This is a genomic window from Chitinophagales bacterium (assembly GCA_020636495.1).
Lineage (GTDB): Bacteria > Bacteroidota > Bacteroidia > Chitinophagales > Chitinophagaceae > UBA5543.
Map to the genome: position 1 here is coordinate 1,622,151 of JACJXQ010000008.1, position 25,095 is coordinate 1,647,245.

Annotated in this window: 24 protein-coding genes and 1 tRNA gene; 6 read left to right on the forward strand and 19 right to left on the reverse strand. The window is 44.0% G+C overall.

Going from position 1 to position 25,095, the window contains the following annotated elements; translation table 11 throughout:
- Positions 1 to 5: 5 nt before the first annotated feature.
- The 4 genes from H6550_06965 to H6550_06980 all read left to right on the forward strand — a co-directional run bounded on the left by H6550_06965 (position 6) and on the right by H6550_06980 (position 5,373).
- The gene (locus H6550_06965; GenBank protein MCB9045863.1) at positions 6 to 2,768 is read left to right on the forward strand and encodes a 2-oxoglutarate dehydrogenase E1 component; all 2,763 of its coding nucleotides are present in this window, start codon (positions 6 to 8) and stop codon (positions 2,766 to 2,768) included.
- A 61-nt stretch (positions 2,769 to 2,829) separates the two neighbouring features.
- Positions 2,830 to 3,087, forward strand: coding sequence for an acyl carrier protein (locus H6550_06970; GenBank protein ID MCB9045864.1), 258 nt, complete (start codon positions 2,830 to 2,832; stop codon positions 3,085 to 3,087).
- A gap of 13 nt (positions 3,088 to 3,100) precedes the next feature.
- Entirely contained in the window at positions 3,101 to 4,303 is a 1,203-nt protein-coding gene (locus H6550_06975) for a beta-ketoacyl-[acyl-carrier-protein] synthase family protein (GenBank protein MCB9045865.1), read from the forward strand.
- Entirely contained in the window at positions 4,300 to 5,373 is a 1,074-nt protein-coding gene (locus H6550_06980; protein ID MCB9045866.1) for a beta-ketoacyl synthase chain length factor, read from the forward strand. Before H6550_06975 ends, H6550_06980 begins: the two co-directional genes overlap by 4 nt.
- Before the next feature lie 22 nt (positions 5,374 to 5,395).
- Here the strand turns inward: H6550_06980 and H6550_06985 are convergent, their stop codons facing one another.
- The 5 genes from H6550_06985 to H6550_07005 all read right to left on the reverse strand — a co-directional run bounded on the left by H6550_06985 (position 5,396) and on the right by H6550_07005 (position 8,679).
- The gene (locus H6550_06985; GenBank protein ID MCB9045867.1) at positions 5,396 to 6,214 is read right to left on the reverse strand and encodes an anti-sigma factor; all 819 of its coding nucleotides are present in this window, start codon (positions 6,212 to 6,214) and stop codon (positions 5,396 to 5,398) included.
- 10 nt (positions 6,215 to 6,224) lie between these two features.
- Positions 6,225 to 6,737, reverse strand: coding sequence for a sigma-70 family RNA polymerase sigma factor (locus H6550_06990; GenBank protein MCB9045868.1), 513 nt, complete (start codon positions 6,735 to 6,737; stop codon positions 6,225 to 6,227).
- Positions 6,738 to 6,799: 62 nt separating this feature from the next.
- The gene (locus H6550_06995) at positions 6,800 to 7,378 is read right to left on the reverse strand and encodes a peptide deformylase (protein ID MCB9045869.1); all 579 of its coding nucleotides are present in this window, start codon (positions 7,376 to 7,378) and stop codon (positions 6,800 to 6,802) included.
- 30 nt (positions 7,379 to 7,408) lie between these two features.
- Entirely contained in the window at positions 7,409 to 7,822 is a 414-nt protein-coding gene (gene ruvX / locus H6550_07000; protein MCB9045870.1) for a Holliday junction resolvase RuvX, read from the reverse strand.
- Between the two features lie 2 nt (positions 7,823 to 7,824).
- A complete protein-coding gene (locus H6550_07005) occupies positions 7,825 to 8,679 on the reverse strand; it encodes a glycosyltransferase family 2 protein (protein MCB9045871.1) in 855 nt (284 codons plus the stop codon).
- A gap of 22 nt (positions 8,680 to 8,701) precedes the next feature.
- Here H6550_07005 and H6550_07010 point away from each other — a divergent pair, with 22 nt between their 5' ends.
- Positions 8,702 to 9,757: an acyltransferase family protein gene (locus H6550_07010; protein MCB9045872.1), complete on the forward strand. Its 1,056-nt coding sequence runs from the start codon at positions 8,702 to 8,704 to the stop codon at positions 9,755 to 9,757.
- 4 nt (positions 9,758 to 9,761) lie between these two features.
- Here the strand turns inward: H6550_07010 and H6550_07015 are convergent, their stop codons facing one another.
- From H6550_07015 to H6550_07040, 6 genes are all read right to left on the reverse strand, one after another.
- Complete coding sequence (locus H6550_07015) at positions 9,762 to 11,699, reverse strand: DNA primase (GenBank protein MCB9045873.1); 1,938 nt, start codon at positions 11,697 to 11,699, stop codon at positions 9,762 to 9,764.
- Positions 11,700 to 11,723: 24 nt separating this feature from the next.
- Positions 11,724 to 12,632 carry a hypothetical protein gene (locus H6550_07020; protein MCB9045874.1) on the reverse strand — a complete coding sequence of 303 codons (909 nt, stop codon included), beginning with the start codon at positions 12,630 to 12,632 and terminating at the stop codon, positions 11,724 to 11,726.
- Positions 12,625 to 13,305: a 2-C-methyl-D-erythritol 4-phosphate cytidylyltransferase gene (locus tag H6550_07025; GenBank protein MCB9045875.1), complete on the reverse strand. Its 681-nt coding sequence runs from the start codon at positions 13,303 to 13,305 to the stop codon at positions 12,625 to 12,627. The genes H6550_07020 and H6550_07025 overlap by 8 nt, the downstream gene beginning before the upstream one ends.
- A gap of 104 nt (positions 13,306 to 13,409) precedes the next feature.
- Complete coding sequence (gene nusG / locus H6550_07030) at positions 13,410 to 14,000, reverse strand: transcription termination/antitermination factor NusG (GenBank protein ID MCB9045876.1); 591 nt, start codon at positions 13,998 to 14,000, stop codon at positions 13,410 to 13,412.
- A 47-nt stretch (positions 14,001 to 14,047) separates the two neighbouring features.
- Entirely contained in the window at positions 14,048 to 14,242 is a 195-nt protein-coding gene (gene secE, locus H6550_07035) for a preprotein translocase subunit SecE (protein MCB9045877.1), read from the reverse strand.
- A 35-nt stretch (positions 14,243 to 14,277) separates the two neighbouring features.
- A tRNA-Trp gene (locus H6550_07040) sits at positions 14,278 to 14,351 on the reverse strand.
- 596 nt (positions 14,352 to 14,947) lie between these two features.
- Here H6550_07040 and H6550_07045 point away from each other — a divergent pair.
- Positions 14,948 to 16,981: a M13 family metallopeptidase gene (locus H6550_07045; protein MCB9045878.1), complete on the forward strand. Its 2,034-nt coding sequence runs from the start codon at positions 14,948 to 14,950 to the stop codon at positions 16,979 to 16,981.
- Positions 16,982 to 17,046: 65 nt separating this feature from the next.
- Here H6550_07045 and H6550_07050 read toward each other — a convergent pair whose 3' ends face one another.
- From H6550_07050 to miaB, 8 genes are all read right to left on the reverse strand, one after another.
- Positions 17,047 to 18,375: a right-handed parallel beta-helix repeat-containing protein gene (locus tag H6550_07050; protein MCB9045879.1), complete on the reverse strand. Its 1,329-nt coding sequence runs from the start codon at positions 18,373 to 18,375 to the stop codon at positions 17,047 to 17,049.
- A gap of 88 nt (positions 18,376 to 18,463) precedes the next feature.
- Entirely contained in the window at positions 18,464 to 19,126 is a 663-nt protein-coding gene (locus H6550_07055; protein ID MCB9045880.1) for a hypothetical protein, read from the reverse strand.
- Between the two features lie 3 nt (positions 19,127 to 19,129).
- Positions 19,130 to 20,170 carry an endolytic transglycosylase MltG gene (mltG, locus tag H6550_07060; protein MCB9045881.1) on the reverse strand — a complete coding sequence of 347 codons (1,041 nt, stop codon included), beginning with the start codon at positions 20,168 to 20,170 and terminating at the stop codon, positions 19,130 to 19,132.
- Positions 20,171 to 20,250: 80 nt separating this feature from the next.
- On the reverse strand, positions 20,251 to 20,562 hold the full coding sequence (gene secG / locus H6550_07065) for a preprotein translocase subunit SecG (protein MCB9045882.1): 312 nt from the start codon (positions 20,560 to 20,562) through the stop codon (positions 20,251 to 20,253).
- A gap of 4 nt (positions 20,563 to 20,566) precedes the next feature.
- Positions 20,567 to 21,718: a hypothetical protein gene (locus H6550_07070; protein ID MCB9045883.1), complete on the reverse strand. Its 1,152-nt coding sequence runs from the start codon at positions 21,716 to 21,718 to the stop codon at positions 20,567 to 20,569.
- Positions 21,719 to 21,738: 20 nt separating this feature from the next.
- The gene (locus tag H6550_07075) at positions 21,739 to 22,242 is read right to left on the reverse strand and encodes an LptE family protein (GenBank protein ID MCB9045884.1); all 504 of its coding nucleotides are present in this window, start codon (positions 22,240 to 22,242) and stop codon (positions 21,739 to 21,741) included.
- A gap of 16 nt (positions 22,243 to 22,258) precedes the next feature.
- Complete coding sequence (locus H6550_07080; GenBank protein MCB9045885.1) at positions 22,259 to 23,518, reverse strand: sigma-54-dependent Fis family transcriptional regulator; 1,260 nt, start codon at positions 23,516 to 23,518, stop codon at positions 22,259 to 22,261.
- A 66-nt stretch (positions 23,519 to 23,584) separates the two neighbouring features.
- Positions 23,585 to 24,997 carry a tRNA (N6-isopentenyl adenosine(37)-C2)-methylthiotransferase MiaB gene (miaB, locus tag H6550_07085; GenBank protein MCB9045886.1) on the reverse strand — a complete coding sequence of 471 codons (1,413 nt, stop codon included), beginning with the start codon at positions 24,995 to 24,997 and terminating at the stop codon, positions 23,585 to 23,587.
- Positions 24,998 to 25,095: the final 98 nt, after the last annotated feature.

Genomic DNA, 25,095 nt, shown 5'->3' on the forward strand with positions numbered 1-25,095 from the left:
GTACGATGAAAGATTTTTCTTATGTGATGAATTCACACCCTGCCTATATAGAGTCTCTATATCAGGATTATAAAAAAGACCCCTCTTCTGTTGATGCTGAACTGGAAAAGTTTTTTGAAGGTTTCGACTTCGCCTCCCGGACGAACGGAAATGGAGCTGTAGAGCAGGAAACTCCTATTTATGCAGACCGGGCACAGATAACAGACGAACAATTAGCTAAAGAAGTAGGCGTATTCTGGCTGATACGTGCTTATCGCAAGCGTGGCCACCTGATAGCTACTACCAACCCTATCAGGCAGAGAATAGATCGTAAACCGCAGTTGGATCTCCATTATTTCGGACTTAGTGATGCAGACCTTGAAACTGAGTTTCATGCTGGTGTTCGCCTGAAAATGGGTAAGGCTAAGCTGAAGGATATACTTGCCAAGCTGAAAAAAATATATGCAGGTAATGTGGGTATTGAATATACCTACATCAACGACCAGGCTACCTGCGAGTGGATAGAGAACGAGTTTGAGGAAATGATGGATGAGGAGTTGCCACTCGAGAAGAAGAAAAGGATACTCGAGAAGCTGAACGAAGGAGTGATGTTCGAGGAGTTCCTGCACAAGAAATACATAGGTCAGAAAAGGTTCAGCCTGGAAGGGGGGGAGAGTACTATTCCTGCGTTGGATACGATCATCAACTCAGCGTCAGAAACAGGTGTGAAAGAAGTAGTGATAGGTATGGCTCACCGCGGCCGCCTGAATGTTCTGGCTAATACCCTGAAAAAGACTTACGAGCAGATTTTTTCTGAATTTGAAGGTTATTTGCCTCCTGATACTACCATGGGTAGCGGTGATGTAAAATATCACCTGGGCTTCCGATCAAATATCGAGACTCCTGCGGGTAAACAGGTGAATGTACAACTGACGCCCAATCCTTCGCATCTTGAAGTTGTGGACCCGGTTGTGGTTGGCTTTGCCCGTGCTAAAGCCGATTCTATTTATGATAGCGATTATGATAGCGTATTGCCTATACTGATACATGGTGATGCAGCGATAGCGGGACAGGGTGTAGTGTACGAACTGCTGCAGATGAGTAAACTGGAAGGTTATTATACAGGAGGTACCATACACTTTGTTATCAATAACCAGATAGGCTTTACTACAGATTTCTATGATGCACGTTCTGCCAACTATTGCACCAGTATTGCATCTATGGTACATGCACCGGTACTGCACGTAAATGGTGATGACCCGGAGGCTGTGGTAAAAGCATGCGAAATAGCCGTGGCATACAGGCAGAAGTACCATGGGGATTTTTTCATAGATATGGTATGCTATCGCAAGCACGGGCATAACGAAGGTGATGACCCGAGCTTTACACAGCCTAAACTGTATGAACTGATAAAGAAACACGTGAACCCACGTGAAAAGTATACTCAGCAATTGCTGGCAAGCGGTACTTCTGATGCCAAGAAACTGGCACAGGAGATGGAAGAAAGGTATTGGAACGATTTGCAACAAAGATTGGACGAAGTGAAAGAAAAGCCGATTCCATATAACATGCAGGAGCCTGAGAAAGCATGGAGCAGTCTCAGGCACTCAAAGCATGAGGACTTCGACCATTCACCTGAAACCAGTATTAGTGCAGAGCAGGTAGATAGGTTAGTCAAAGACCTGATGTATATTCCGGAAGGGTTTAAGCCATTGAGGAAGATAAAGAAGTTGCTGGACGATAAAGTGAAGTTGTATAAGGAGGAAAAAAAACTGGATTGGGCTACCGGTGAACTTATGGCTTACGCCAGCCTGATAGCAGATGGTAAGATCGTACGCATGAGCGGCCAGGATGTGGAGAGAGGTACATTCTCTCACCGCCACTCTGTGTTGCACGATGAGAACGATAATTCCAGCTACAACAGGCTGAGTAAAGTGTCTGATAACCCGGAAGCGTTTAAGGTATATAACTCTTTACTGAGTGAGTTTGCCGTGCTAGGTTTTGAATATGGTTACTCAATAGCAGACCCTAACGCATTGACCATATGGGAAGCCCAGTTTGGCGATTTTGCTAATGGTTGCCAAACCGTTATCGACCAATATATCGTATCAGCTGAAACCAAATGGCGCAAAATGAGCGGCATAGTTATGCTGTTGCCCCATGGTTATGAAGGACAGGGCCCCGAACACTCATCAGCAAGAATTGAACGTTTCCTGCAATTATGTGCAGAAGATAACATCGTAGTAACGAATATTACTACTGCGGCTAACCTATTCCACATGTTCCGCAGGCAAATGACATGGGGTTTCCGTAAGCCATTGGTGAATTTCTCACCGAAGGCTAACCTGAGACATGTGCGCTCATACTCACCTGTTGAGGACTTTACCCAAGGTGGTTTCCGCGAGGTGATAGACGATCCGAACATAAAAACGGCCGGCAAAGTGAAACGTGTGGTGTTGTGTAGCGGTAAAGTGTACTTCGACCTGAGTGAAAAGCAGATAGAGGAAAAACGCACTGATGTGGCGTTAGTTCGCTTGGAGCAGATGTATCCTTTGCCAACAAGGCAACTGAATGAGTTGAAGGACAAGTATAAAAAAGCTGAGTGGGTATGGGTACAGGAAGAACCGCGTAATATGGGTGCGGCCGGGTACCTGTATATGAACCAGGAAGATTTTTCGGTGGACAGGTATATAACACGGCCTGCCAGTGCAGCTTCTGCTACCGGTTTTGCTAAACAGCACGCCCAGCAGCAGAAAGAGCTGATAGTGGATAAAGCATTTGAATTTTAAATACTTATCGGTATCATAAAGCATTGAATGCTTATTTTTGTCCGATATTTGAAAGAATTATATGGAAGAATTGAAAAATACCCTGAAACAGCAGATCATTGAATCGTTGAACCTGGAAGGAATGACACCTGCTGATATAGACGACAATGCACCCCTTTTTGGCGAAGGGTTGGGCCTGGATAGTATCGATTCTCTGGAGTTGATGGTATTGCTTGAGCGCAACTATGGCATTAAGATAGAAGATGCCAGGGAGGGACGTAAAGTATTAGAGTCTGTAGCATCAATGGCGGCATATATCCAGGAACACAGGACTGTATAAGCTCCGCAACCAAATGGCGGGAAGAATAGTTATCACATCTACCGGAATTATCTCAGCGCTTGGCCTGGGTGAGGATGAGCATACACATGCTTTGCTGACCATGACTCCAGGACTGAAATATGCAACTCACCTGCAAACAAAACACGCTAAGGAGTTTTTGCTGGGCGAGGTGGATATGTCTAATGACCAGCTTGCTGCAAAGCTGGGTTTGCCAGTAGGTGATAATGGTTACACCAGGACTACCTTGCTGGCGCTTGTCGCTATGCTGGAACTGGTAAATAAGGTAGGTGCGGACTTTCTTAAAGAAGCACCCATTGCGCTTATAAATGCCAATACTGTCGGAGGTATGTGTTCTGTAGAGGATATGTACCTCGATTTCATTTCAGACAAACAGGAAGGGCCTTTCATTAAATATATTGATACGCTGGATTGTGCTGAAAGTACATTGAACATTGCAAAGTACTTTGGTTTTAAACCTTTTACGGCTACTATCAGCACTGCATGTTCTTCGTCTGCCAATGCAATAATGTTGGGCAACAGATTGATACAGGCAGGTGTGGTGAAACGTGCCATCTGCGGTGGGTGTGATGCGCTAAGCCGTTTTACCCTGAATGGTTTCAATTCATTGAAGAATGTAGATAAAGACGCCTGTCGTCCATTCGACCAGTCGCGCTTTGGCCTGAACCTGGGAGAAGGCGCAGGGTATCTTGTACTGGAAAAAGAAGAAGATGCCTTAGCAAGAGGCGCTGAGGTGCTGGCTGTGCTCTCAGGTTACAGCAATACGAATGATGCCTATCACCCAACTGCTCCTTCACCCGAAGGTGATGGAGCGTTGATGACCATGCAACTGGCTTTGCAAAAAGCAGGGCTTGATCCCGGTGATATTGATTATATCAATGCGCATGGTACTGCTACCGCTAATAATGATGCTGCTGAAGGCAAGGCATTACAAAGGCTATTCACTCAGCCCTGTTTCAGCTCAACCAAACCATTTACAGGACACACACTGGCAGCCGCAGGTGCTATCGAAGCGATATTCAGTATTATTGCTTTGCAGCGTCAAGTAACGTTACCTAACCTCAACTTTAATACAAAAATGGAAGAGTTGGAGATAGCGCCAGTAACAGAAGTTCAAGGAAAGAAAATCCAACATGTTTTAAGCAACTCCTTCGGGTTTGGAGGTAATAATGTTTCTTTATTATTCAGTCGCGCATGATGAAACCTGTCTACATATTGTCAGCAGCAGTTACTTCTCCTCAACAGCATTTTGAGGATGAAGGCTTTCTGCAGGATATCAGGGAAACGAATGACGGTATGCTGGTTGTGTCTGAACCTAATTACAGGAAATACATCAATCCTGTAGCCATCAGGCGTATGAGTAAGTTGCTGAAGATGGGCATCAGTACCGGTATGAATGCACTGGAAAGGGCGGGAGTTACAAAACCTGATGCTATTATCACTGGTACCGGCAGGGGATCCATGGTAGATACAGAGGCCTTTTTGCTGAATATGATAGAGAATGAAGAAGAAGCTCTTACTCCCACATCTTTTATACAATCTACTTATAACTCAGTAAATGGCTGGCTGGCATTGCAAACCAGGTCGAATGGATACAACCAGACCTACGTGAACAGGGGTGCTTCTTTTGAACTAGCCTTGTTTGATGCGCAAATGCTGTTGAACGAAGATGGTGAGGAGCAGAATATACTTGTAGGTTGCCTGGACGAAATAACACCAGACTATGTTAAGGTGAAAAGCAAAATAGGATATTGGAAAGAGCCACTTTCTTCCAACCTTCAACTGTTTGTGCACAGCGATACAAAAGGTACATTAGCCGGTGAGGGCGCAGCTTTTTTTACCCTGACCAATAAAAGCGAAAATGCATTGTGCAGCTTGCTTGCCGTAGAAATGTTGCAGGATGCCTCAACAGATGAAGTGCTTGCTGCCATAAATAATATGTTGTCTGCACAAGGGCTATCGTTGACAGATATAGATGTATTACTTTGTGGCATGAATGGCGATGTGCAACAGCAGGATGTATATACAGTGTTAGAATCTAAAGCGGATGCTCATACATCAATTGCTGCGTTTAAACATCTTTGTGGTGAATATGATACCTCATCTGGTTTTGCTACATGGATCGTTACACATCTTTTTGAAGGACAAGAAGTACCTGAGATCCTTATTCAGAAAAAGGGAACACACGATACTATAAGAAATATATTGGTTGTGAACCACTACATCCTGAACAGTACGTCACTACTGCTATTCCGATCTGTTGAATAAGGAAAGTTGAATCGCAGGCAGGTTAAATAACCCCTACCATATACACTTGCGTAGGAGTAGGGTTGCCGCCTTCTTTTTCTAATGAAATAGCAAATGCCTGGCCGGATTGTACATTAAGAGGTATCTTTTTCGGGGAGCCATCCTTTGCAACCATATCGTTGGAAATAACGCCCATATCAACAGGTTTCCCATCCTGTATTACCCAAAGTTGGTACTGTTTGCCTTGTGGTGGCAGCGGCATATTGTGAAAAGCCAGGTAGGCATCACCTTTTTCTTTATTCCAGTATACGACACCCGCCATATGTGTGTCACCTTCTTTGTGCATGACAACAGTCTTCATACCGGGGTCAGCCAGCAGATCTTTTTCTTTTTTGTACGCGTCAATTACAGTCGCCAGTTGTTGTTGCGTGGCCTCCATCGAGTCTACTTTGGCAACAAGCGCCATTTGTTGATCCCTGCTCTGGTTTCTCTGGCTCAGTAGTATGAAGTTGGTAAGCGCACTTACTATCACGGCTGCCCATATAGCGGCTCTTTGCCACGAAGGTTGTTTGGGAGGTATAGGAATGGTTTGTGTGGGGGCAGGATTATTATCTTCTGCAGGTTCTTCTTCTGTAGTTTCATTGTCCAGGGCTTCCCATATCTGCTCCTGCATAAATGCCGGAGGCGGTACCGCCTGGTCCTGTGCAAGGTTTAGCATAGCCTCCTCAATGGCCGCCAGTTCCGCCGCCAGTTCAGGATACAAGGCTATATCAGACTCTACGCCGATGCGCTCATCTTCTGTGAGGGCGCCTAGTACGTAGGCTTCTAATATGCCTGATTCTATGTATTCCTTTATATTCACTCTTTTATACTTAATTAATATTATAATGTTCCCGTAATATACTCATAGCTTTCCTCATCCGGGTCTTTACAGTCCCGAGTGGTACGTCTAGTGATTTTGATATTTCATCGAGGGTAAAACCTTTGAAATAAGCCAGTTCTACTATTGACTGATATTCGGGCTTCATGCCTGCTACTACATTTCTAAGCCCTATCGTGTCTGTTTTTTGTTCTGTGCTCAGATCATTCTGCTCATTATATACGATATCATCACCTGTACGGATTTTCCCTTTCATGATCTCTCCCTTCGAGCGTAGCTTGTCTATAGCTGTATTGCGGCACAGGTTCAGCATCCATGTGTACAGGCGTCCCTTTGCGGGGTCAAATTTGTCAATGTTGTTCCATATTTTAACAAATGCCTCCTGCAATACATCCTGGGCTGTCTGTTCGTCTGCAATAACCTTACGGATGATACCGTACAAAGCACCTGAATATTGCTTGTACAGGTAATCGAACCCCTGTCTGCTCTTTTGCTTAAGCAGCATCACCAGTTCTCCTTCCGTGTATGTGGTTATTGTTGACAAAATTTGGTTTCCGAAAGTAGGCTTTATTTGACAAATAACATGCGGTAATCGGTCTTTACTTTTCCGTTACTTATGTCATTCAACTTTTTCTGTATCAGTCTTTTCTTAATGGGTTTCATATAATCTATGAACAGTTTGCCATCTATATGGTCATACTCGTGCAAAATAACCCTTGCCGTAATGCCATCAAACTCTTCTAAATGCTCATTGAACTGTTCGTCAACAAAGCGCAGTTTCACTTTGGCGTGACGATAAATGTCCTCCCTTATTTTAGGTATGCTCAGACAACCTTCATTATAAGCCCACTCTTCGCCCGATTTTTCTATTACATGCGCATTGATGAATACCCTTTTTACAGGCTTTTCATTCGGATATTCCTCTTTGTCCACTTCATCAAAGTTCTCTACTATCTGCTCAGTATCTACTACAAACATTCTTATCGCACGGTTTATCTGCGGAGCGGCCAGTCCCACGCCGTTGCTGTGATACATTGTTTCCCACATATCAGCTATCAGCTTTTTCAACTCCGGGTAGTCCGGGGTTATATCTTCACACATTTTCCTTAAAACGGGATGCCCGTAGGCCACAACAGGTAAAATCATAATACGTATTAAAGTTAGCAAAGGTACGAATTAGCCGCGGCTTTCTAAGTAATCCTGCAGCAGGATAGTAGCGGCTACTGTATCTATCAGTTCTTTGCTTTCTCTTTCTTTCTTTTTCAGCCCCATACCGGATATGGCATGCGAGGCCATTTTCGAGCTCAGGCGCTCATCTACGGTCTCTATTTCTATATGAGGAAACACGTGCTTGTATTTGCCTATGAATTTCTCCACCAATGGGGTAGCATCAGTAGGGGTATCGTCAAAGTTCAGCGGGTAACCAATGACGACCTTTTCCACCGATTCCTCCTTAAAGTAGTTCTTAAGGTAGCCTATCAGTTCCTTTGTTTCAACAGTTCCCAGCCCCCTCGCTATGATCTGCTCAGGGTCTGATACGGCGATGCCTGTTCGTTTTTTGCCGTAATCCAATGCTAGAATCCTTGCCACTTTTATATGATGTGTTTTAAATAGTACTTAATATAAATTTTCAACAAATTCAATTTGCCCGGGTTGGCAGTATACCAGTAAGGTTTAGGTAAAAGGCGAACCGTTTTTGTATAATCTTCAAGGTAGGCGTACGATTGGTTTTGCTGTAACCGTTTGATGCTTTCATCTGTCAAAGGTAGCAATTCGTTGGTCTTCCTGTTCTCTTTTTGCCTGTTGCGGAATGTGGCTGGCCATGGCACCCATGCCAGGTGTGGTTGTGGCAGCCAATACAGCCTGAAGCCTTTATTATACCAGTATTGTCCGTTACCACTTTCACTGTGTTCCGGAAATTGAAGATCCGCTTCCCGGGCTTTCTCTAGGTCTATGATCCCGGTGTCAGCCACACCGTTGCCCTTAAATGTGTACAAATTATCTTCAGCAAGAGGTAGCCTGTCTTCAATTCCATCAGTGAGTATCTTTTGTAAAAAACTGCTGTTGCACATCAGGCATTCTTTTCGGGTAAAGGCTTTGGTTATCTTATTCTCTAATACTTCATCGCGCCACAAGAACTGCATGTCATCCTGTACGAAGTAGGCATAGCTGTATTGGTGGTCAATAGCATACATCAGTGCCTTGTTCATTTGAGCATATAGGCCTCCGTGTTTACTTTTTGTATGGTCTGAGGGGCTTATTATCACTTTGCAGTTAGTGCTGCCCTGTTCAGTAAGTACTTTTTGAGTTTCAGCATCATCACTATTGTCATCAAATATTACAATATCGAACTCCGGATAGAAAAGCCTTGCTGAACGCAGCAGGTTTCGCAAGAGCATACCCCTGTTGTAGCTGAAAACACAAAGCACCCATTTGCTGCCGAACATTCTATAAATTTACAACAGACAGGTGAATATTGTGCACGAAACAACTACAAGCCGAAACTATACAATAGATATTATAAAGCTCATCGCAGCTTTCTTTGTTGTTTGTATACATACCAAAACAACAAGTGCTGTTGATGGCTTTGAGCAGGGGAGCTTTTCTTTTGTGATTGATAATATCGCACGTTTTGCCGTCCCTTTCTTTTTTGTGGCCAGTGGTTTCCTTATAGATTTTGGCAACTATAAGAAGCTACTAATACGAATAGGCAAGGTTATCGTGATATATGCTACCTGGTCATTACTGTTTATTTATATAAGACAACATAACGGATTGAATTATCCTGTTTTTCAATTTACGGATGATACGGCCCTAAATGATAAACTCAACGTTTGGTATAAGATATTATTCTACGGGTATGAGCGCCATTTATGGTTCTTCATAGCCTATGTAATAGCAGCACTCATTGTAGCCTTCTTAAGAAGAAAGCAATGGTTGTTATTGACATTGGCATTGCTATTATATACTCTGGGCCTGACAGGGCAGCAGTTTCGTTTCGGATATCCTGAGCATGTATCATTCCTGCCAATGCCAACATCAGATTGGCTCAGGGAAACATACTTTACCCGTAGTGGTTTGTTTTTTGCGTTCCCATGTATGGCATTGGGTCATATCATAAGAAAGCAGGAATACCGCATCAAAGAAATAAGTACTATACCATTATCAGTGTTGATTGCAGCTCTCTTTATTCTACAGTATTATGAATGTGTGTGGATGATAAACAATTACGATGCCACTACTGCAGACTATTATATATCAACATTGTTACTAAGCAGTTCAATACTGGTATTGGCCATGAGATACCCGGGGCAAAGTTCAGTATTGAGCACTACAGGTAAATTATCAGGAGGGGTGTACCTTATCCATCCTTTGTTCATGTATTTCTTTCTTGTTAATTATAAAGAGTTGTTCGGGCAGGAGTGGTGGGCTTATGCCTTTACTCCTATATTGATAATGCTGTCTTTACTGTCAGCATTTATTATCAGTAAGATACCTTTTGTGCGGAAGTTGATAATGATGTGATATATCACTTACCAGGCTTTTTTACAATGACGGTACCGGTGCGTTTCAGTATGTCGGCTTCGGCGCGTTTTAGTTCAAGGTGTTTGCTGATGAGTGCGGTAAGCCTTACCTGGTCCTGCTCGGCCTTTATTCGTTTCAGTACTTCGTCTTGCACCTGTTTCAGCTTTTTTAGTTCGAAGTAGGAGAGGGCACTGTCTATTTCGTTGATATAGTTCATTTCGCCATTCAGGGTGCTGATGCCGTATATGTCTTTCCAGTTATGGCTTATCTCGTTGCGGGTGTGCATCAGGCCGGCCAGTTTGTTTTGCATAGCTACATCGGGAAACTGGTTGAAGAAATTCGCGCCAGGCAGTTCTCCTTTTTCTGATTCGTAGGCGTAATAACTGTCGTATATCATACGTGCCATATCACTTTCTATCAGGTCGGGGTCTATACGTTCATGAATAAGTGCGGCTACATTATTGTATTGCTCATAGTCTTTATTGCCGTGTTCCAGCAATATCCTTACCAGTTCCCATTCCTGTTCTTCATCTCCTTTGTCTTCAACCAGTTCTTCCTGCGGCAGGTATTCCTGTGGAACAGGCTCCTGTGCGGCCTCTTCTTTTGCCCGGTGTTTACGCTCATTATCCAGCTTCTCCCTGATATTTTTGTTCACCAGGTTGATCATTCCTGTCAGATCTACTTCAAGTGCATCAGATGCTTTTTTGATATAGTAGTCCTGCAATGAGAAGTCCTCAGCCTTGTTGATCTTCGAGATGCTTTCCGCTATCTCGTTCACCAGTTTCGATTTCTTCACCGGGTCGTCACCTACTTCTTTCAGGCCTACTTCCAGCCTGAAACCAATGACATCTTTCTTATGGTCTTTTACATACTGATGAAACTCTTCTGCACCTTTCTCCTGTATGAAGCTGTCAGGGTCGTTGCCCTCGGGCAGGAGTACCAGTTGTACGTTAAAGCTATGCTCAAGTGCAAGGTCTAAACCGCGCAGGGCGGCTTTTACACCTGCAGAGTCTCCATCGTATAGTATGGTCAGGTTCTTTGTTATCTGGCCTATGAGACGTAGTTGTCCGTCGGTAAGCGATGTGCCACTACTGGAAACCACGTTCTCCACACCTCCCTGGTGCAGAGATATAACATCGGTATATCCTTCTACAAGGAAGCACTCATCCAGCTTGCTGATAGCCTGCCGGGACTGGTGCATGCCATATAGCACACGACTTTTGTTGTACAGTTCATTCTCCGGCGAGTTGATGTATTTGGGTGCTTTTTCGTTCTTCTTCAGTATCCGCGCACCAAACCCTAATACACGTCCTGTCATGGCCTGTATCGGGAATATCACTCTGCCGTGGTACACATCGTAGTACTTATCATTACGATGCTTGATAAGCCCTGATCTTTCCAGAAGGTCGGGCTTGTAGCCTTTCTGTATAGCCTCTCTGGCAAAGGTATCGTAGCCTTCAGGGCAATAACCAAGCCTGAATTTCTCTATTGTCTCTTTGCGGAAACCACGCTGTTTGAAATAGGACATACCTATTGCCTGTCCTTCTTCGGTATTCAGCAGGGTGTCTGTAAAGTATTGCGCTGCATATTCATTGATGATACGCAGGCTTTCTTCTGCTGCCTGCTGTTGCTGCTGCTCCGGAGTCTTCTCCGTCTCCTGTATCTCTATCTTATAGTAATCGGCCAGCCACTTGATAGCTTCGGGATAGGTGAGTTTTTCATGCTCCTGTATGAACGTAACCACATTGCCTCCTTTACCGCAACCGAAACATTTGTAAATCCCTTTAGCTGCTGATACATAGAAGGAGGGCGTCTTCTCGTTATGGAAAGGGCAATTGGCAATATAGTTGGCACCACGTTTTTTCAGGCGTACGAACTGCCCTACCACGTCGGTTATATCGGCGCGGTCCATTACTTCCTGTATCGATTCGGGGGCTATCATCTGTCTCTTGCTAAATTACTAAACTTAGTAAACTATGTTGGTGATAAACTTCACCCGCTCACGTTTCTGGGTAAACACATGCCAGTTGCCGTCATATTCAATATGTACAGGCAAGAGCCTGCCATTCTCTATACGGGTGCGTACTTTCATTACTACGTCAAAGTCATAAGCCAGCGTGTTGTACGATAGGGAGTAGTCGCGGGCAACTATGGAGTAGTCACTTTTACGGAACCATGTGGCCAGGTAGTTGTACACCACATCGTTTTTATACTCCGCTTTGGGTGTGGCCTTGAATACATAACACTCCTCACCATCATATTCCTCTGATGCCAGCCTGAAGTTGTACATCTCAGCCACTTCCGGCTCAAATATGGCTGCCTTATCTCCCATGAAGGGTACACCCGCTATTTTGCTGCCGGGGTTGAATATGAGTTGTTTTAGTTTTTGCTTTTGTTTGGCAATAGTACCCGTTTCCTTCTCGCCTGATGTTTCGCCAATGATGTCTGACTGGTGACACATTGTATCTTTTGTAAAGAAAAGATAGGCATACAGCTCAGCGGTATAATACCTGTACTCTTTATGTTTCTTATAAAAGTTGCCCGTTATCTTTTCCTGCAATACATCCATTGCCCTGCAACCGTTCCATGCCCTTTGGTGTGTGAGGCTGTAGAGTGACGCTGTTACCTTACCCCTTTCATTATACACGCGTATGTCGTTCGTGGCGTTATACGACATGATACGCATACTTTTGAATGCTTTGTAAAAGGTGGTATCATTCTGTACCCTTTTTATGAAGCCCTGCAGGTCCCAGCCTTCTCTCGTGGCAGATATTACTACTTCGTCCATGGTGATCGGGTACTTGAATATACTCGTATCCTGCGCCTTTGCTGAAAGGCTGCCAAGCAGTAATATGTATATCAGCCATTTATTCATCAGTACCTTGCTGCTTCAACATAAGCTCTGCATAGAGCATATCCTCCGGTGTTGTAAGTTTTATATTGCTGCGCTCGCCATTAATAAGATACACTTGTTTGCCGTATGCTTCTACGACGGTAGCCTCATCTGTAAAAGCCTCTGAATACTCCTGTTCAAATGCAGGTAGCAGCATTTCTGACAAGAAGGTCTGCGGGGTTTGTATGCTCCGCATGTATTGCCTGTCAACAGGTTTGCTTTTATCACCTTCTACCTGTCTCATACTGTCTGAAACAGGTATAGCAGGTATGGCGCTGCCTTTGGTAACAGCCTGCTCGTAGCAAGCCTTTATCAGTGCAGGAGATACCATCGGGCGCACACCGTCGTGCACAAACACTACGGAGTCTGCCGGTACTTCTTTCAGCCCGTTCTGTACGCTGTGGAAGCGGGTAAGGCCTCCTGTAACAATAGCTATGTCTATTCGTTCAGGAAAAGCCTGTAAGACCATTTGTGTATAGCTCAGCTGGTCGGCAGGCAGCACCAGTATGAGTTTCATATCCTCGTAAGCGTCCGCAAATGCTTTTATCGTATAGTATAACACGGGTTTGCCCGCCAGTGGCAGAAACTGTTTGGGCAGGGCGTTACCCATTCTTACTCCTTTGCCCCCGGCTACTATTACTGCGTATTTATCCATCGGTTTGTTCAACAGTATAAAGATAACAGATGTGACAGGATTGTCTTAAGACAAGTTCGCCCCCGCAAAGCAGGGGCGAATCAACAAGTATTATTAAGTGGTTACTATGCTATCTTCTCAACCTGCATATAGCTGAGTTCTACCGGTGTAGCACGTCCGAATATCTTCACAACCACTTTCAGTTTCTTCTTCTCGTCGTTCACTTCTTCTACCGTACCGTTAAAGTCGTTGAAAGGACCATCGGTGATACGTACCGTCTCGCCGATGATGTATGGATCTGCGTAGCTGATGCCTTGCTCGTCCACTTCGTCCATTTTACCGAACATCTTGTTCACCTCAGATTTGCGTAGTGCCGTTGGCTGATCTTTACCTAAAAAGTGTATTACGTTGGTAACACCTTTTATGGTTTGTATCATGTCATCAGTCAGTTTGCCATCCAGTGCTTCTATCATCAGGTAGCCCGGGAACAGTGTTTTCTCGCGCAGTACCTTTTTACCACCCTGTACTTTGAACACCTTCTCAGAAGGGCAAAGCACCTGCAGTATAGAACCACCCCAGCCATTTATCTGGATCTCTTTGTCCAGGTATTCCTTCACTTTTCTTTCTTTACCGCTGATGGCGCGCAGAACATACCATTTGGTTTCCTGCTCAGGTTTAGCCGGTTTTGGCGGCTGTGCCTCGTTTGCAGGTTCCATTGATTGTTCTTCGTTATTTGTCAGTTCTTCTGTCATTGCCTGAAGGTTTATCCTAAAATGCTGTACAATAAGGTCAGTGCCTTTTCTGACACGAAGTCCATACCAAATATCATCAGTGTCAGGATAACCAATGCCACCAATACGATAATGGTTGTTTGTTGCAGTTCGTCCCAGGACGGCCATGATACTTTGTGTATCAGTTCGTCGTAGGCAGCCTGGATATAGGATCCGAATTTGCTCATAATATACTAATATTTAGCAAGTTAGCTAATTGCTTTGGCACGGGTAGTAGGATTCGAACCCACATCAAAGGTTTTGGAGACCTCTATTCTACCATTGAACTATACCCGTATAACCTGTGGCCGCTGCCGAAACATGGCACAAATTAAAAAGCCCCCATTAGCGGGGCGACTGCAAAAATAGGAAAATCTTTCTGAAAAAAGTACGGGTGATATAGTATTCCTGTTATAATATGTGCAGGATAAGTGCAAAGTTATGCGAGTAGGTTGAAAAATGTCCTGTTTTGTTCCCGAAAGACTGCATTTGTTTCCATTTTGTTTCCTTTTTACCCCCTGATTAGGCCGTATGTTCTTTATAATTTATTGACAATAAATAAATTAGACAGTTTTGTTTCCAAATGTTTCCCCAAACAGGGCTTTAAAAAAAGTACCAATGCTTTTTGTTGTGTCCTGATGGCTACGGGGATGCTGCGTTACTGATAGAAATGTTCATTAGAGAGGGGATATTCACCCTGATCTTCATGTGATATGTCAAAGAGCTTTAATGCTAATGTATAGTACTGTTAATAACAAATATACGTATATTTCACGTTTTATTAAAATTTTATTTGGCATATTACCTAATATCCCTCAAAATATGACCTCATGGCACATTCGCAAAAATGCAATAATCCTGTACATTCGCAATTCAAATTTTTTAATGATATGATGAACAGGAAGTTCATGGGGCCGGTTGCGGCTATTTTGTTACTGTCGGCGTGTAATAATGCTGATAAAAAGGAAGCTAAGGGGGATATACTGCTTGCGAATGTTGATACTACAATCAACCCGGCGGATGATTTCTTCCAGTATGCCAATGGTGGCTGGATAAAAGGGCACCCGATACCCGATGATGAAACAGGCTGGGGCATCGCTTACCTGGTGCAAGACGAACTGTACGCACGTTTGCTGCACATAAATGAAGAAGCAGTAAAGAATAAGAACGCAACAGGTACAGACAAGCAGATAGCCGATTTCTGGCAGACAGCTATGGATACGGTTACAATAGAAAAGCAGGGTATCGCTCCGCTACAGCCTGAACTGGATAAGATAGCAGCTTTGCAAACCAAAGAAGAGGTGATGAAGCAGGCTGCGGATATGCATCGTTATGGTGTGGGTGTTTTCTTTGGAGAGGGTGTAGGGCAGGATGCCATGAACAGCGAGGTGATGTCGTACACATTATGGCAAGGCGGACTAGGGCTGCCTAACCGTGATTATTACTTCAATACAGATGAGCGCACGACCAATATACGTGACGCTTATCCGGGTTATATCTCAAAAGTGTTTCAACTGACGGGCGTGCCGGCTGCTGAAGCAGATGCAAAAGCTGCAGGTATAGTAGCACTGGAGACGAAGCTGGCAGAAAAGTCGCGCAAGCTGGAAGATCTGCGTGACCCTTATGCCAACTACAATAAAATGGCAGTAAGCAACCTGAAAAAAATATCGCCAACCATTGACTGGGCTGCTACGATAAAAGAGATAGGTGCCAATAATGTAGATACCGTGATAGTCGGACAGCCGGAATTCTATACCCAGTTGGACAAAGTATTGTCTGCAACTGACATACAGGTGTTAAAGGATTATATGGCTTTTCATCTTGTAAAGGATATGGGGAGCTACCTGAGTAATGCTTTTGTCGATGCAAATTTTGACTATTACAGCAAGCTGATATATGGTGCCAAGGAAAACAAGCCACGCTGGAAACGTGTACTTAATGCCGAAGAAGGCGCAATGGGCGAGGCCCTGGGACAGTTGTTTGCCAAAGAATATTTTAATGATAGGGCTAAGAAGCGTTATGAAGATATAGTAGAGAATGTACGCACTGCCTATAAGGCACGTATAGACAACCTAGGTTGGATGACGGATAGCACCAAACAAAAGGCACAGGCGAAACTGGCAGCTATCACAAAGAAGGTAGGTTACCCTGATAAGTGGAAAGATTTTTCTTCGTTGAAGATAGGCCGTGAGTCGTACGCACAGAATATGATGAGTGCCCACATGTGGTGGAATACATATGACCTGGCTAAATTGGGCAAGCCTGTTGACCGTAATGAGTGGGATATGACACCACAAACCTATAATGCTTACTACAACCCATCAAATAATGAGATAGTACTGCCGGCGGGTATATTTACCGTGCCGGGATATAGGGACGAAGAACTGGATGATGCATTGGTGTATGGTTATGCGGCAGCATCAACCGTTGGTCATGAGATAACCCATGGTTTTGATGATGAAGGCAGGCAGTTTGATGCAAAAGGCAACTTGAAGAACTGGTGGGCAAAAATGGATGAAGAGCAATTCACTCAGCGTGCCAACGTACTGGTAGGGCAGTTCAACCAATTTATGCCTGTAGATACCATGCATATAAACGGTGCAGCTACACTGGGTGAGAACCTGGCAGACCTGGGTGGTATATTGATAGGGCTGGATGCTTTTAAGCAAACAGAGACCTATAAGAAAGGAGAGAAAATAAGTGGTTTTACACCACTGCAGCGTTTTTTCCTGGGGTATGCCCTGGGTTGGATGTACGAGATACGTAAAGAGTCGTTGGCCAGCAGGATAATGACAGATGTGCACTCACCTGCCAAGTACAGGGTGAACGGTCCGTTCCCGAACGTGCCTGAGTTTTACGAAGCATTCAATGTGCAGCCCGGTAATAAAATGTACCTGCCTGATAGTATGCGGGTGAAGCTGTGGTAGATATTATTCCTAAAAGCAAAGCGGCCTGAACATACAGTTCAGGCCGCTTTTTTATATCCTGTAATTTATTGATGGCTTATTTTTCCTGTTGCTATACTGTTGTCATTTAGTGTTACTTTGTAAATGTACACACCGGAAGGATAATTAGTAGCAGGGATGCTCACATTATTTGTGTTTTTGAAGGCTGAGAAATAGATCTCTTTTCCTGTTATGTCAAATAATTGAATAGTTCTGATATTATCTCCTTGTGCAGCCTTGATATTGATGACGTTTGAGCAGGGATTAGGCGAAACTGATATTGAATTTGTTTCTGCCATATCAGGGATACCGGTAGGAATATATGTTTTGCATGAGGTATAAGCCTGTTGCAGTACCGGCATGAAGCTGATCTTGCCTATTTTGAAGTCATCTTCATAGTCAAAGATAGTACCTTCTATGGTTGTTGAGTCAGGAGTGCCCCACCAGTTAGTGCCTATAGCATAACTACCGGCTGAATTATACCTGAAGTTCTCGCCGTTATTATAAATACAGTTATTCTCAAAGGTTGCTTGCTGAGAAGAAGATGCATAATATATTCCTGTGGTGTTATCATAGATACTATTGCCGGAAAGCATAGCATCAGAATTTCGGACTCTTATACCAATATCCTGGTTGTGTGTGATAATATTGCCAGAGATAGGGTTGTCTGTATCCAGCCACCCACCAACAAGGTCAATTCCGAATTGTGTCGTATTGAAAATAATGTTATTCTGAAAAACAGGGGTGTTGACATAGTAACACCAGATGCCGTAAGGACCATTGGAAATAACATTGTTGGTAATAATAACATTGTTCACATACTGTGTTTTGAACCAACCATTTACAACTACATTTTTATCAGCAAAAAATGTTTTCGAGGGGCCCATGTTTATCTCGGTGTTTGTGATATTACAATTGGTAATACAAACAGTGCTGGCAGGCGTTTGCGAACCAAATAGTGAATTGGCATTCATGAATGAACAGTTGTCGAAAGCAAGGTTTACTCCACCTGCCCTGAGATTGATATGCTCAAATGAGCAATATTGAGCCTTCAGGGTATCCGGTAGATTACCAGTCATAAAGGACAGTTTTTTATCATTCCCATCTTGTGACCTGAACCGGATAATATCATTTGACGTGCCAATAAGGTGTATGGCTCCATAAATATCAAGGTTGCCGGCAAGAATGAGTTCTGTTCCCGGATCAATAGTAACAGTGACATTCGGAGCAATCTCAACTCCGGCGTCTATCATATAAGGGCTCCCTGATTTTGTCCATGTAACATTATTACGTACTTGTCCTGAGATATTTGTCGCTGCATTTAAGGTAAGTGTGTACAGTAAAAAAAGTACGAAGAGTGGTATTGATTTTCGCATATTCAGAGTTTTGGTTAGATGATCTCGTAGATGAAATTACTTAATAATAACATGCATTGTGTCATATTATTGTATAGGTAATAATATTTTAATAAGAATTTGAAAGGTGGCGGTAAAGAGCCATACAGATATATAGTAGCAGGAACAAAGTGCTGATGGCAATAACAACTAACGCCTTTTTCCTGCTGTCGTAACTATATACGTAAACATTTTCGCCATTGGGCAATGTTTTTTTATGTGTATATATCACAAGGCCTAAAATAATACCCGGTACGCCCGCCAATGCAAATAGGTATCGGAACCTGATCAGGGACGGGGTACTTGTATCGGGTTTCGAGAGCTCTTCCAGCCTTTGTTCTTTTAATTGCTCCAGTTGGCCAGGTGTTACATCGTTGTAACGGGTTAGCAACAGATGTTTGGCTATGTAATAGTCAAATTTATTCCATTTATCAGGTTCACTCACAATGCCGGTGAGTTCGTCCTTATTGTATGCGAATATGTGGTAATCTTCAGTAAGCAAGGGGATCTGTTCGACAGCCGTTTGCTCAATAAGCCTGTCAGCTTTTGAAAAGTCTTCTTTCCTGAGTTTTAGTTCCAACTGTTGTGTGCCGGTATTGAACTCAAAAAATTTTGAGCCCATGTTATTGGCATTATCAAATTCAAACGGAACATTGTTCTCCTGCAACACTTGTACAATGTCTTGTGCTGCAGTTGCTGTGATAAAGGTTTGATATGTGAGGAATTGGTCCATGGTTTATTTTATACCATTCTCATTCAGTGCCTTCTGGTATTCACGGGCATTTTTCATGTGCTCTTTGTAGTTGCTGGCAAAGTTGTGATAACCGCTGAAGTCTTCTTTTGCACAGAAATAAATGTAATCTGTCTCTTTAGCATTCAGTACAGCTTCGATGCTGGATTTTGAAGGGGTTGTGATAGGCCCCGGAGGCAGCCCGGCATACAGGTACGTATTGTATGGGGAGTCGAACTCAAGGTGGATATTCAATATTCTTTTCAGAGCGAAGTCGTTAACGGCAAATTTTACGGTAGGGTCGGCCTGGAGTTTCATGCCAAACTTAAGCCTGTTGAGGTAAACCGATGCTACTGTGGCACGTTCATCAGCCCTGTTAGTTTCCTCTTCTACAATAGAGGCCAATACCATTACTTGTAATGGCGTGAGCGATCTGGCAAATGCCTGTTGCTTACGATCCTCGGTCCAGAAACGGTTGTAATAGTCAACTAATCTTGCATATACCTTTTCAGCTCCAGTATTCCAGTAAAACTCATAGGTGTCGGGTATGATGGCTGCCAGCGCAGTGGTTGTATCAAAACCATAGGTTTTCAGTAGTTCATTGTCGCTCAGTATTGCTGCGATTGCGGCAGAATCCGGTTCAAGTCTTGCAGATACAAACTGAATAAAGTCGGCTTTGGTGCGCAGCTTATTAATGACCAGTTTTACGGGTTCCTGTTTCCCTGATCTCAGTTTCCTGATCAGCTCATAGTTACTGATGCCTTTTGGTACCTTATACTTGCCTGGTTTTATACTTGCGGGGTAATTTGCCCTGTGTGCCAATATATCAAAACTGGCAGGGTCGTCGATATACCCACCGTTTATCAATTCGTCGTATACCAGCAGGTAAGACGCTCCCGTGGGTATGTACAGGTATTCTCCCTGGTGCAGGTCGCCTGTATTGGGTCCAAATACTTTATAGTAAACAAAACCTCCTGCTCCTGCTATTAATAAGAGAGAGAGTAAAAGCCATAAACCTGTATATCTTTTCTTTTTTGTTTTATTCATTCCTGTAAAAATAGAAATACCCGCTGAGCATTTCTGAGCGGGTATTAATTATTTGCGTATTAAAATTTTCTAATGTTACCTTATTGTGCAGGTGCTTCAGGAGCTTGTTGCTGCTGAGCAGGTGCGCTGGTTTGAGCAGGCTGGTTGTTTTGTTTTGCCTCTTTAGGCTTGGCAAAAAACATTACAGATATGATAGAAAGACCTGCAATGATCCCCATTGTAGTCCAGGTGCCTTTTTCCATAATATCGCCTGATTGTTTTACCCCCATAATTTGTGTACTGGCACTACCGAAAGTACCTGTAAGTCCACCTCCTTTAGGGTTTTGAACCAGTATGAAGAAAGCCAGTACTACACAAGCCAGTAATATCACAATTGCTATCAGAGTTATCATAAGTTTATTTTTCTTTTAATATTTCTTCAATCTTGCGCGCAAAATACGCCTTTTTTTGTGGTTTCTGCAAACTTAATTTCTTATACATATCTATGGCACGGTCGTATCGGCCCTGCTTTACCAGTACCTCAGCCAACGATTCGCTGGCAAGGTTCTCTTCTTTCGTTATAGAGTTTACCGCCATCTCAAATACGTTCTCCGGTATCTCTTCATTTTCTTCTTCCAGCGCAGCAGCCAGTTTTTCTTTTTGCCACATGGTTTTTAGTTCGCGCTGATCCTGCTCCTCTTCCTGCGCCTGTTGTTTTTTCTTTTTATAGAACATCAGCCATTCTGAGAAACTCATGACCACCATAAGCGACTTGTCCGGCTCGGGTATATTGAGCGTATGGTCCTGTTTACCTATGTCTGCAGGTATATCATTTGACACATGCATGCCCTGGTGCAGGAAATAGTCTTCAGTATAGATCGGGGGAATTAAATTCTCGTTATCGTTGTCCATGTTTGACTTGTCAAACAGTTGTTCCACTTTTTCACTAACTGGTGAGGTAGTTGTATCATCAATATGAACCGGCTCTTCCTCCTGCATGCTGATATTGGAGGCAATTTCCTCTTCTGCGAGCTGTTCCTCTACTGGAGGAGGTGGTGGCGCTTCGTTTCTTTTGCCCCTGATAAATCCTGTATTTCCGGGATTGAACCCTTCTGCTGGAATCTCTTTTTCTATAGCCGGAGATTCTTCTTTTACATCCGAAGTTTCTTCTTCTGTTCTTACCCCGTTTTCAGTGGAGTACTCTTCAACAATAGTTTCTACTTCAATACGCTCTTCCTGTAGCTCATCTGCTACTTCCTGCGGCACTGTCCTTTTTCTTCTGGCATCCTGTTCTACCGGTACGACAAACTCAACATCTTCGCCGTTTACTGCGTCTTGCAGGTATTGGCTGTATTGGAGCCAGTTGCCTGTATAGAGCTGCATACGCGACATCATATCCGGCGTAAACGGTTCCAGCTTGTGTTGCTGAGCAGCCTGCATATAACGTGCCGGAACAAAATACGGGTATGTTTCTACAAGCTCTCTTATACTGTCCGCATCCGCATCATTAATATTCTGCGGTTCGTTCAGCATCTGGGATATATATGATATTGATGATGATGTGATCATATTTGTTTATTCGAAATTGCTTACCAATTTACGAAAGCTTTATTAAAAATGTCATTGGCCAGTTGCTCGCCTATTTCAGTTATCAAGCGCGATTCTTCGCTCTGCAATGTTTTGTTAGCAGCAAAATCAGCAAACCTGGTAAAGGTCTCGGTAAAGTTAGCCTTTTCATTCAACCTGTTCTCAAATTTTATCTGCACCGCTATAGTAAGCCTGTTCTGGCTGGCCGTCTGCGTATTCTCTACGCCGGTAACGCTTACATTATACTGGGTGATCGTGCCGGATATCTCATAGTCTGCGTCGTCGGAGCTGACAGGTGAAAGGCCTGTTTGCGATAAAATACGGCTACGTATTTTCGTGGTAAGCGAGGGACTGAGTGTAGGCACTACATTCCTTGCCTTATTGTCAAGCGTGATGATCTTGATTGTCTTACCTTCAATACTGGCACCGGTAAAGCTGTATACCCCGCAACCCGCAGTTGCGAAAAGTATGAATGGTAGTAATAATGATAATAACCTATAAGCCATAGTACGCCGGGCAAATTTACTCTTTGATATCGTATTCTTTGATCTTTCGGTATAATGTTCTTTCTGATATACCCAATTCGCTGGCGGCATCGCGTCTGCGGCCTTTGTGTTTTTTCAGTGATTTGATAATGAACTCCTTTTCCCGGTCTGCCAGCAGTAAAGACTCTTCAACATCTTCATGGTGTGACATGCTTTCTGCATGATGCACAACCAGCGGTCCTGATGTATTTGCGTTATATGACTGAACTACCGGTTGATCCTGCGGACTGTAAGTAGGCAAAAGGTTGTCGGCATTGGCAGGGGGGGTATAACCGCCCGTACGATTGCCGGTCATGTCGTATAACATTTGTTTCATTTCGGCCAGGTCTTTTTTCAGGTCGAAGAACAGCTTGTATAGTATTTCACGTTCTGTACTGCTATCATATTGTTTACTGCCCGACGGGCTGGGGATAGGTGTACTTGGAGGCTGGAACAGGGCTACGCTTCGGGTGTTCTGTCCGTTGGGCAGGAAGCGGTGTAGTGCTTCGCCTGTTATTTCACGTTCCGTACTTAATACAGAGAGTTGTTCTGCTATGTTTTTCAGCTCGCGGACATTGCCGGGCCAGGAATAATTAACCAGCATTTGTTGAGCTTCAGGAGAAAGCTGGACTGATTGTGTACGGTAGCGCTCAGCAAAGTCTGAAGCGAACTTGCGAAACAACAGCGGAATGTCTTCCGGCCTGTCGCGCAGGGAAGGCACACGGATGGGCACAGTGCTGAGGCGGTAATATAGGTCTTCGCGGAACTTGCCGGTTTGCGTGTATTCCAGCAGGTCTTTATTGGTGGCGGCTATCACACGAACGTCAGTTTTTTGCACTTTAGAAGAACCTACGCGTATAAATTCACCTGATTCCAGTACACGCAGCAAACGCGCCTGTGTACCGATAGGCAGTTCTCCTATCTCATCCAGGAAAATAGTACCGCCATTTACCGTCTCAAAATATCCTTTACGGCTGTCTACCGCTCCTGTAAATGACCCTTTCTCATGGCCAAACAGTTCACTGTCTATTGTGCCTTCAGGTATGGCGCCACAGTTAACGGCAATAAATGGATTGTGTTTGCGCGGTGATAATGCATGGATGATGTTGGAAAATGCTTCTTTACCTACACCGCTTTCACCTACTATGAGTACGGACAGGTCGGTATTGGCTACCTGTGCCGCAGTGCTCAACGCATGGTTAAGTGCGGCAGAATTACCGATGATGCCAAACCTGTTCTTAATGCTTTGTATTTCCATATACCCTAACCCTTAAATGGGCTAATTAATATTAAAATAAACCTACTTCCATTCCGGAGGCAGTTGTTATACTATTTCGCCAATCAGTGTAGCAGACGTGGCGCTGTTCACTTTCACTTGCACATAATCGCCTACTTTTAGGTTGTGGTCTCCTTTGGGGAATACCAACATCTTATTCTGGCTATTGCGCCCGCACCAGTCATGTTCACTCTTCTTACTGTTACTTTCGATCAACACCTCGAATGTTTTGCCTATCTCTTTTTTATAGTTCTCGCGAGAATGGCCGTTCTGAAGGTTGATGATCTCCGTGAGCCTCCGTTTTTTTACATCTTCCGGCACATCGTCTGTGTAACGGCGCTGAGCCAGTGTGCCCGGGCGTTCGCTGTACGAGAACATATAAGCCATATCGAACTGGCATTGTTCCATCAGGTCCAGTGTGTCTTTGTGGTCTTCTTCCGTTTCTGTGCAGAACCCGCTTATCACATCGGTGCTCAGGCTGCAATCAGGCATTATTTCGTGAATGCGTTTTACTTTAGCCAGGTACCACTCGCGTGTATAAGTACGGTTCATGAGTGCCAGTATGCGGGTATTGCCGCTTTGTACCGGCAGGTGTATGTATTTGCAGATGTTGTGATATTTGGCCATGGTGTATAGTACATCATCTGTAATATCTTTAGGGTGTGATGTGCTGAACCTTACACGTAGCTGAGGAGATACCTGTGCCACCATTTCCAGCAACAAAGCGAATGTCACGTTGGTGCCGTCTTTGGTAGTGAAATAGTAGCTGTCTACGTTCTGTCCCAGCAGGGTTACTTCGCGGAAGCCCCTGTCGAACAGGTCACGGCACTCATTAACGATGCTTTCCGCATCGCGGCTGCGCTCACGTCCGCGCGTAAAAGGCACTACACAGAAAGTGCACATATTATTACAGCCACGCATGATACTTACAAAGGCAGTAACGCCGTTGCTGTCGAGCCTTACCGGTGAAATGTCAGCATAGGTCTCTTCGCGGCTCAGGAGTACGTTTACAGCTTTTTGCCCTGTCTCTGCTTCTACGACCAGTCCGGGCAGGCTGCGGTATGCATCCGGACCGACAACTATATCTACCAGTTTTTCTTCTTCCAGGAACTTGGCTTTCAGGCGTTCGGCCATACAACCCAATACCCCTATGAGCATTCCCGGGCGGTCATCTTTTATCTGTTTGAATGTTTTCAGTCGGTTGCGTACTGTTTGTTCTGCCTTTTCGCGGATAGAACACGTATTGATGAGCACCAGGTCGGCCTCAGTATAATTACCGGTTGCGCCAAATCCCTGTTCATTCAGTATAGATGCAACTATCTCGCTGTCGCTGAAGTTCATCTGGCAACCATAACTTTCTATGTAGAATTTTTTATTATATGAATTCGGGTCGTTTACAAAAGGGGCGTACGCTTCTCCCTGCCTTCCTTCCTCTATGACCTTTTCAAGTGTCTCTGCCATAATTTCAGATAATGTGGTCGGCAAAGATACGTGGTTTCTATGGCTTATCCATGATAATGAAAGGTTAATGTGGTAATTATGGCAGATGTTACCCTGTG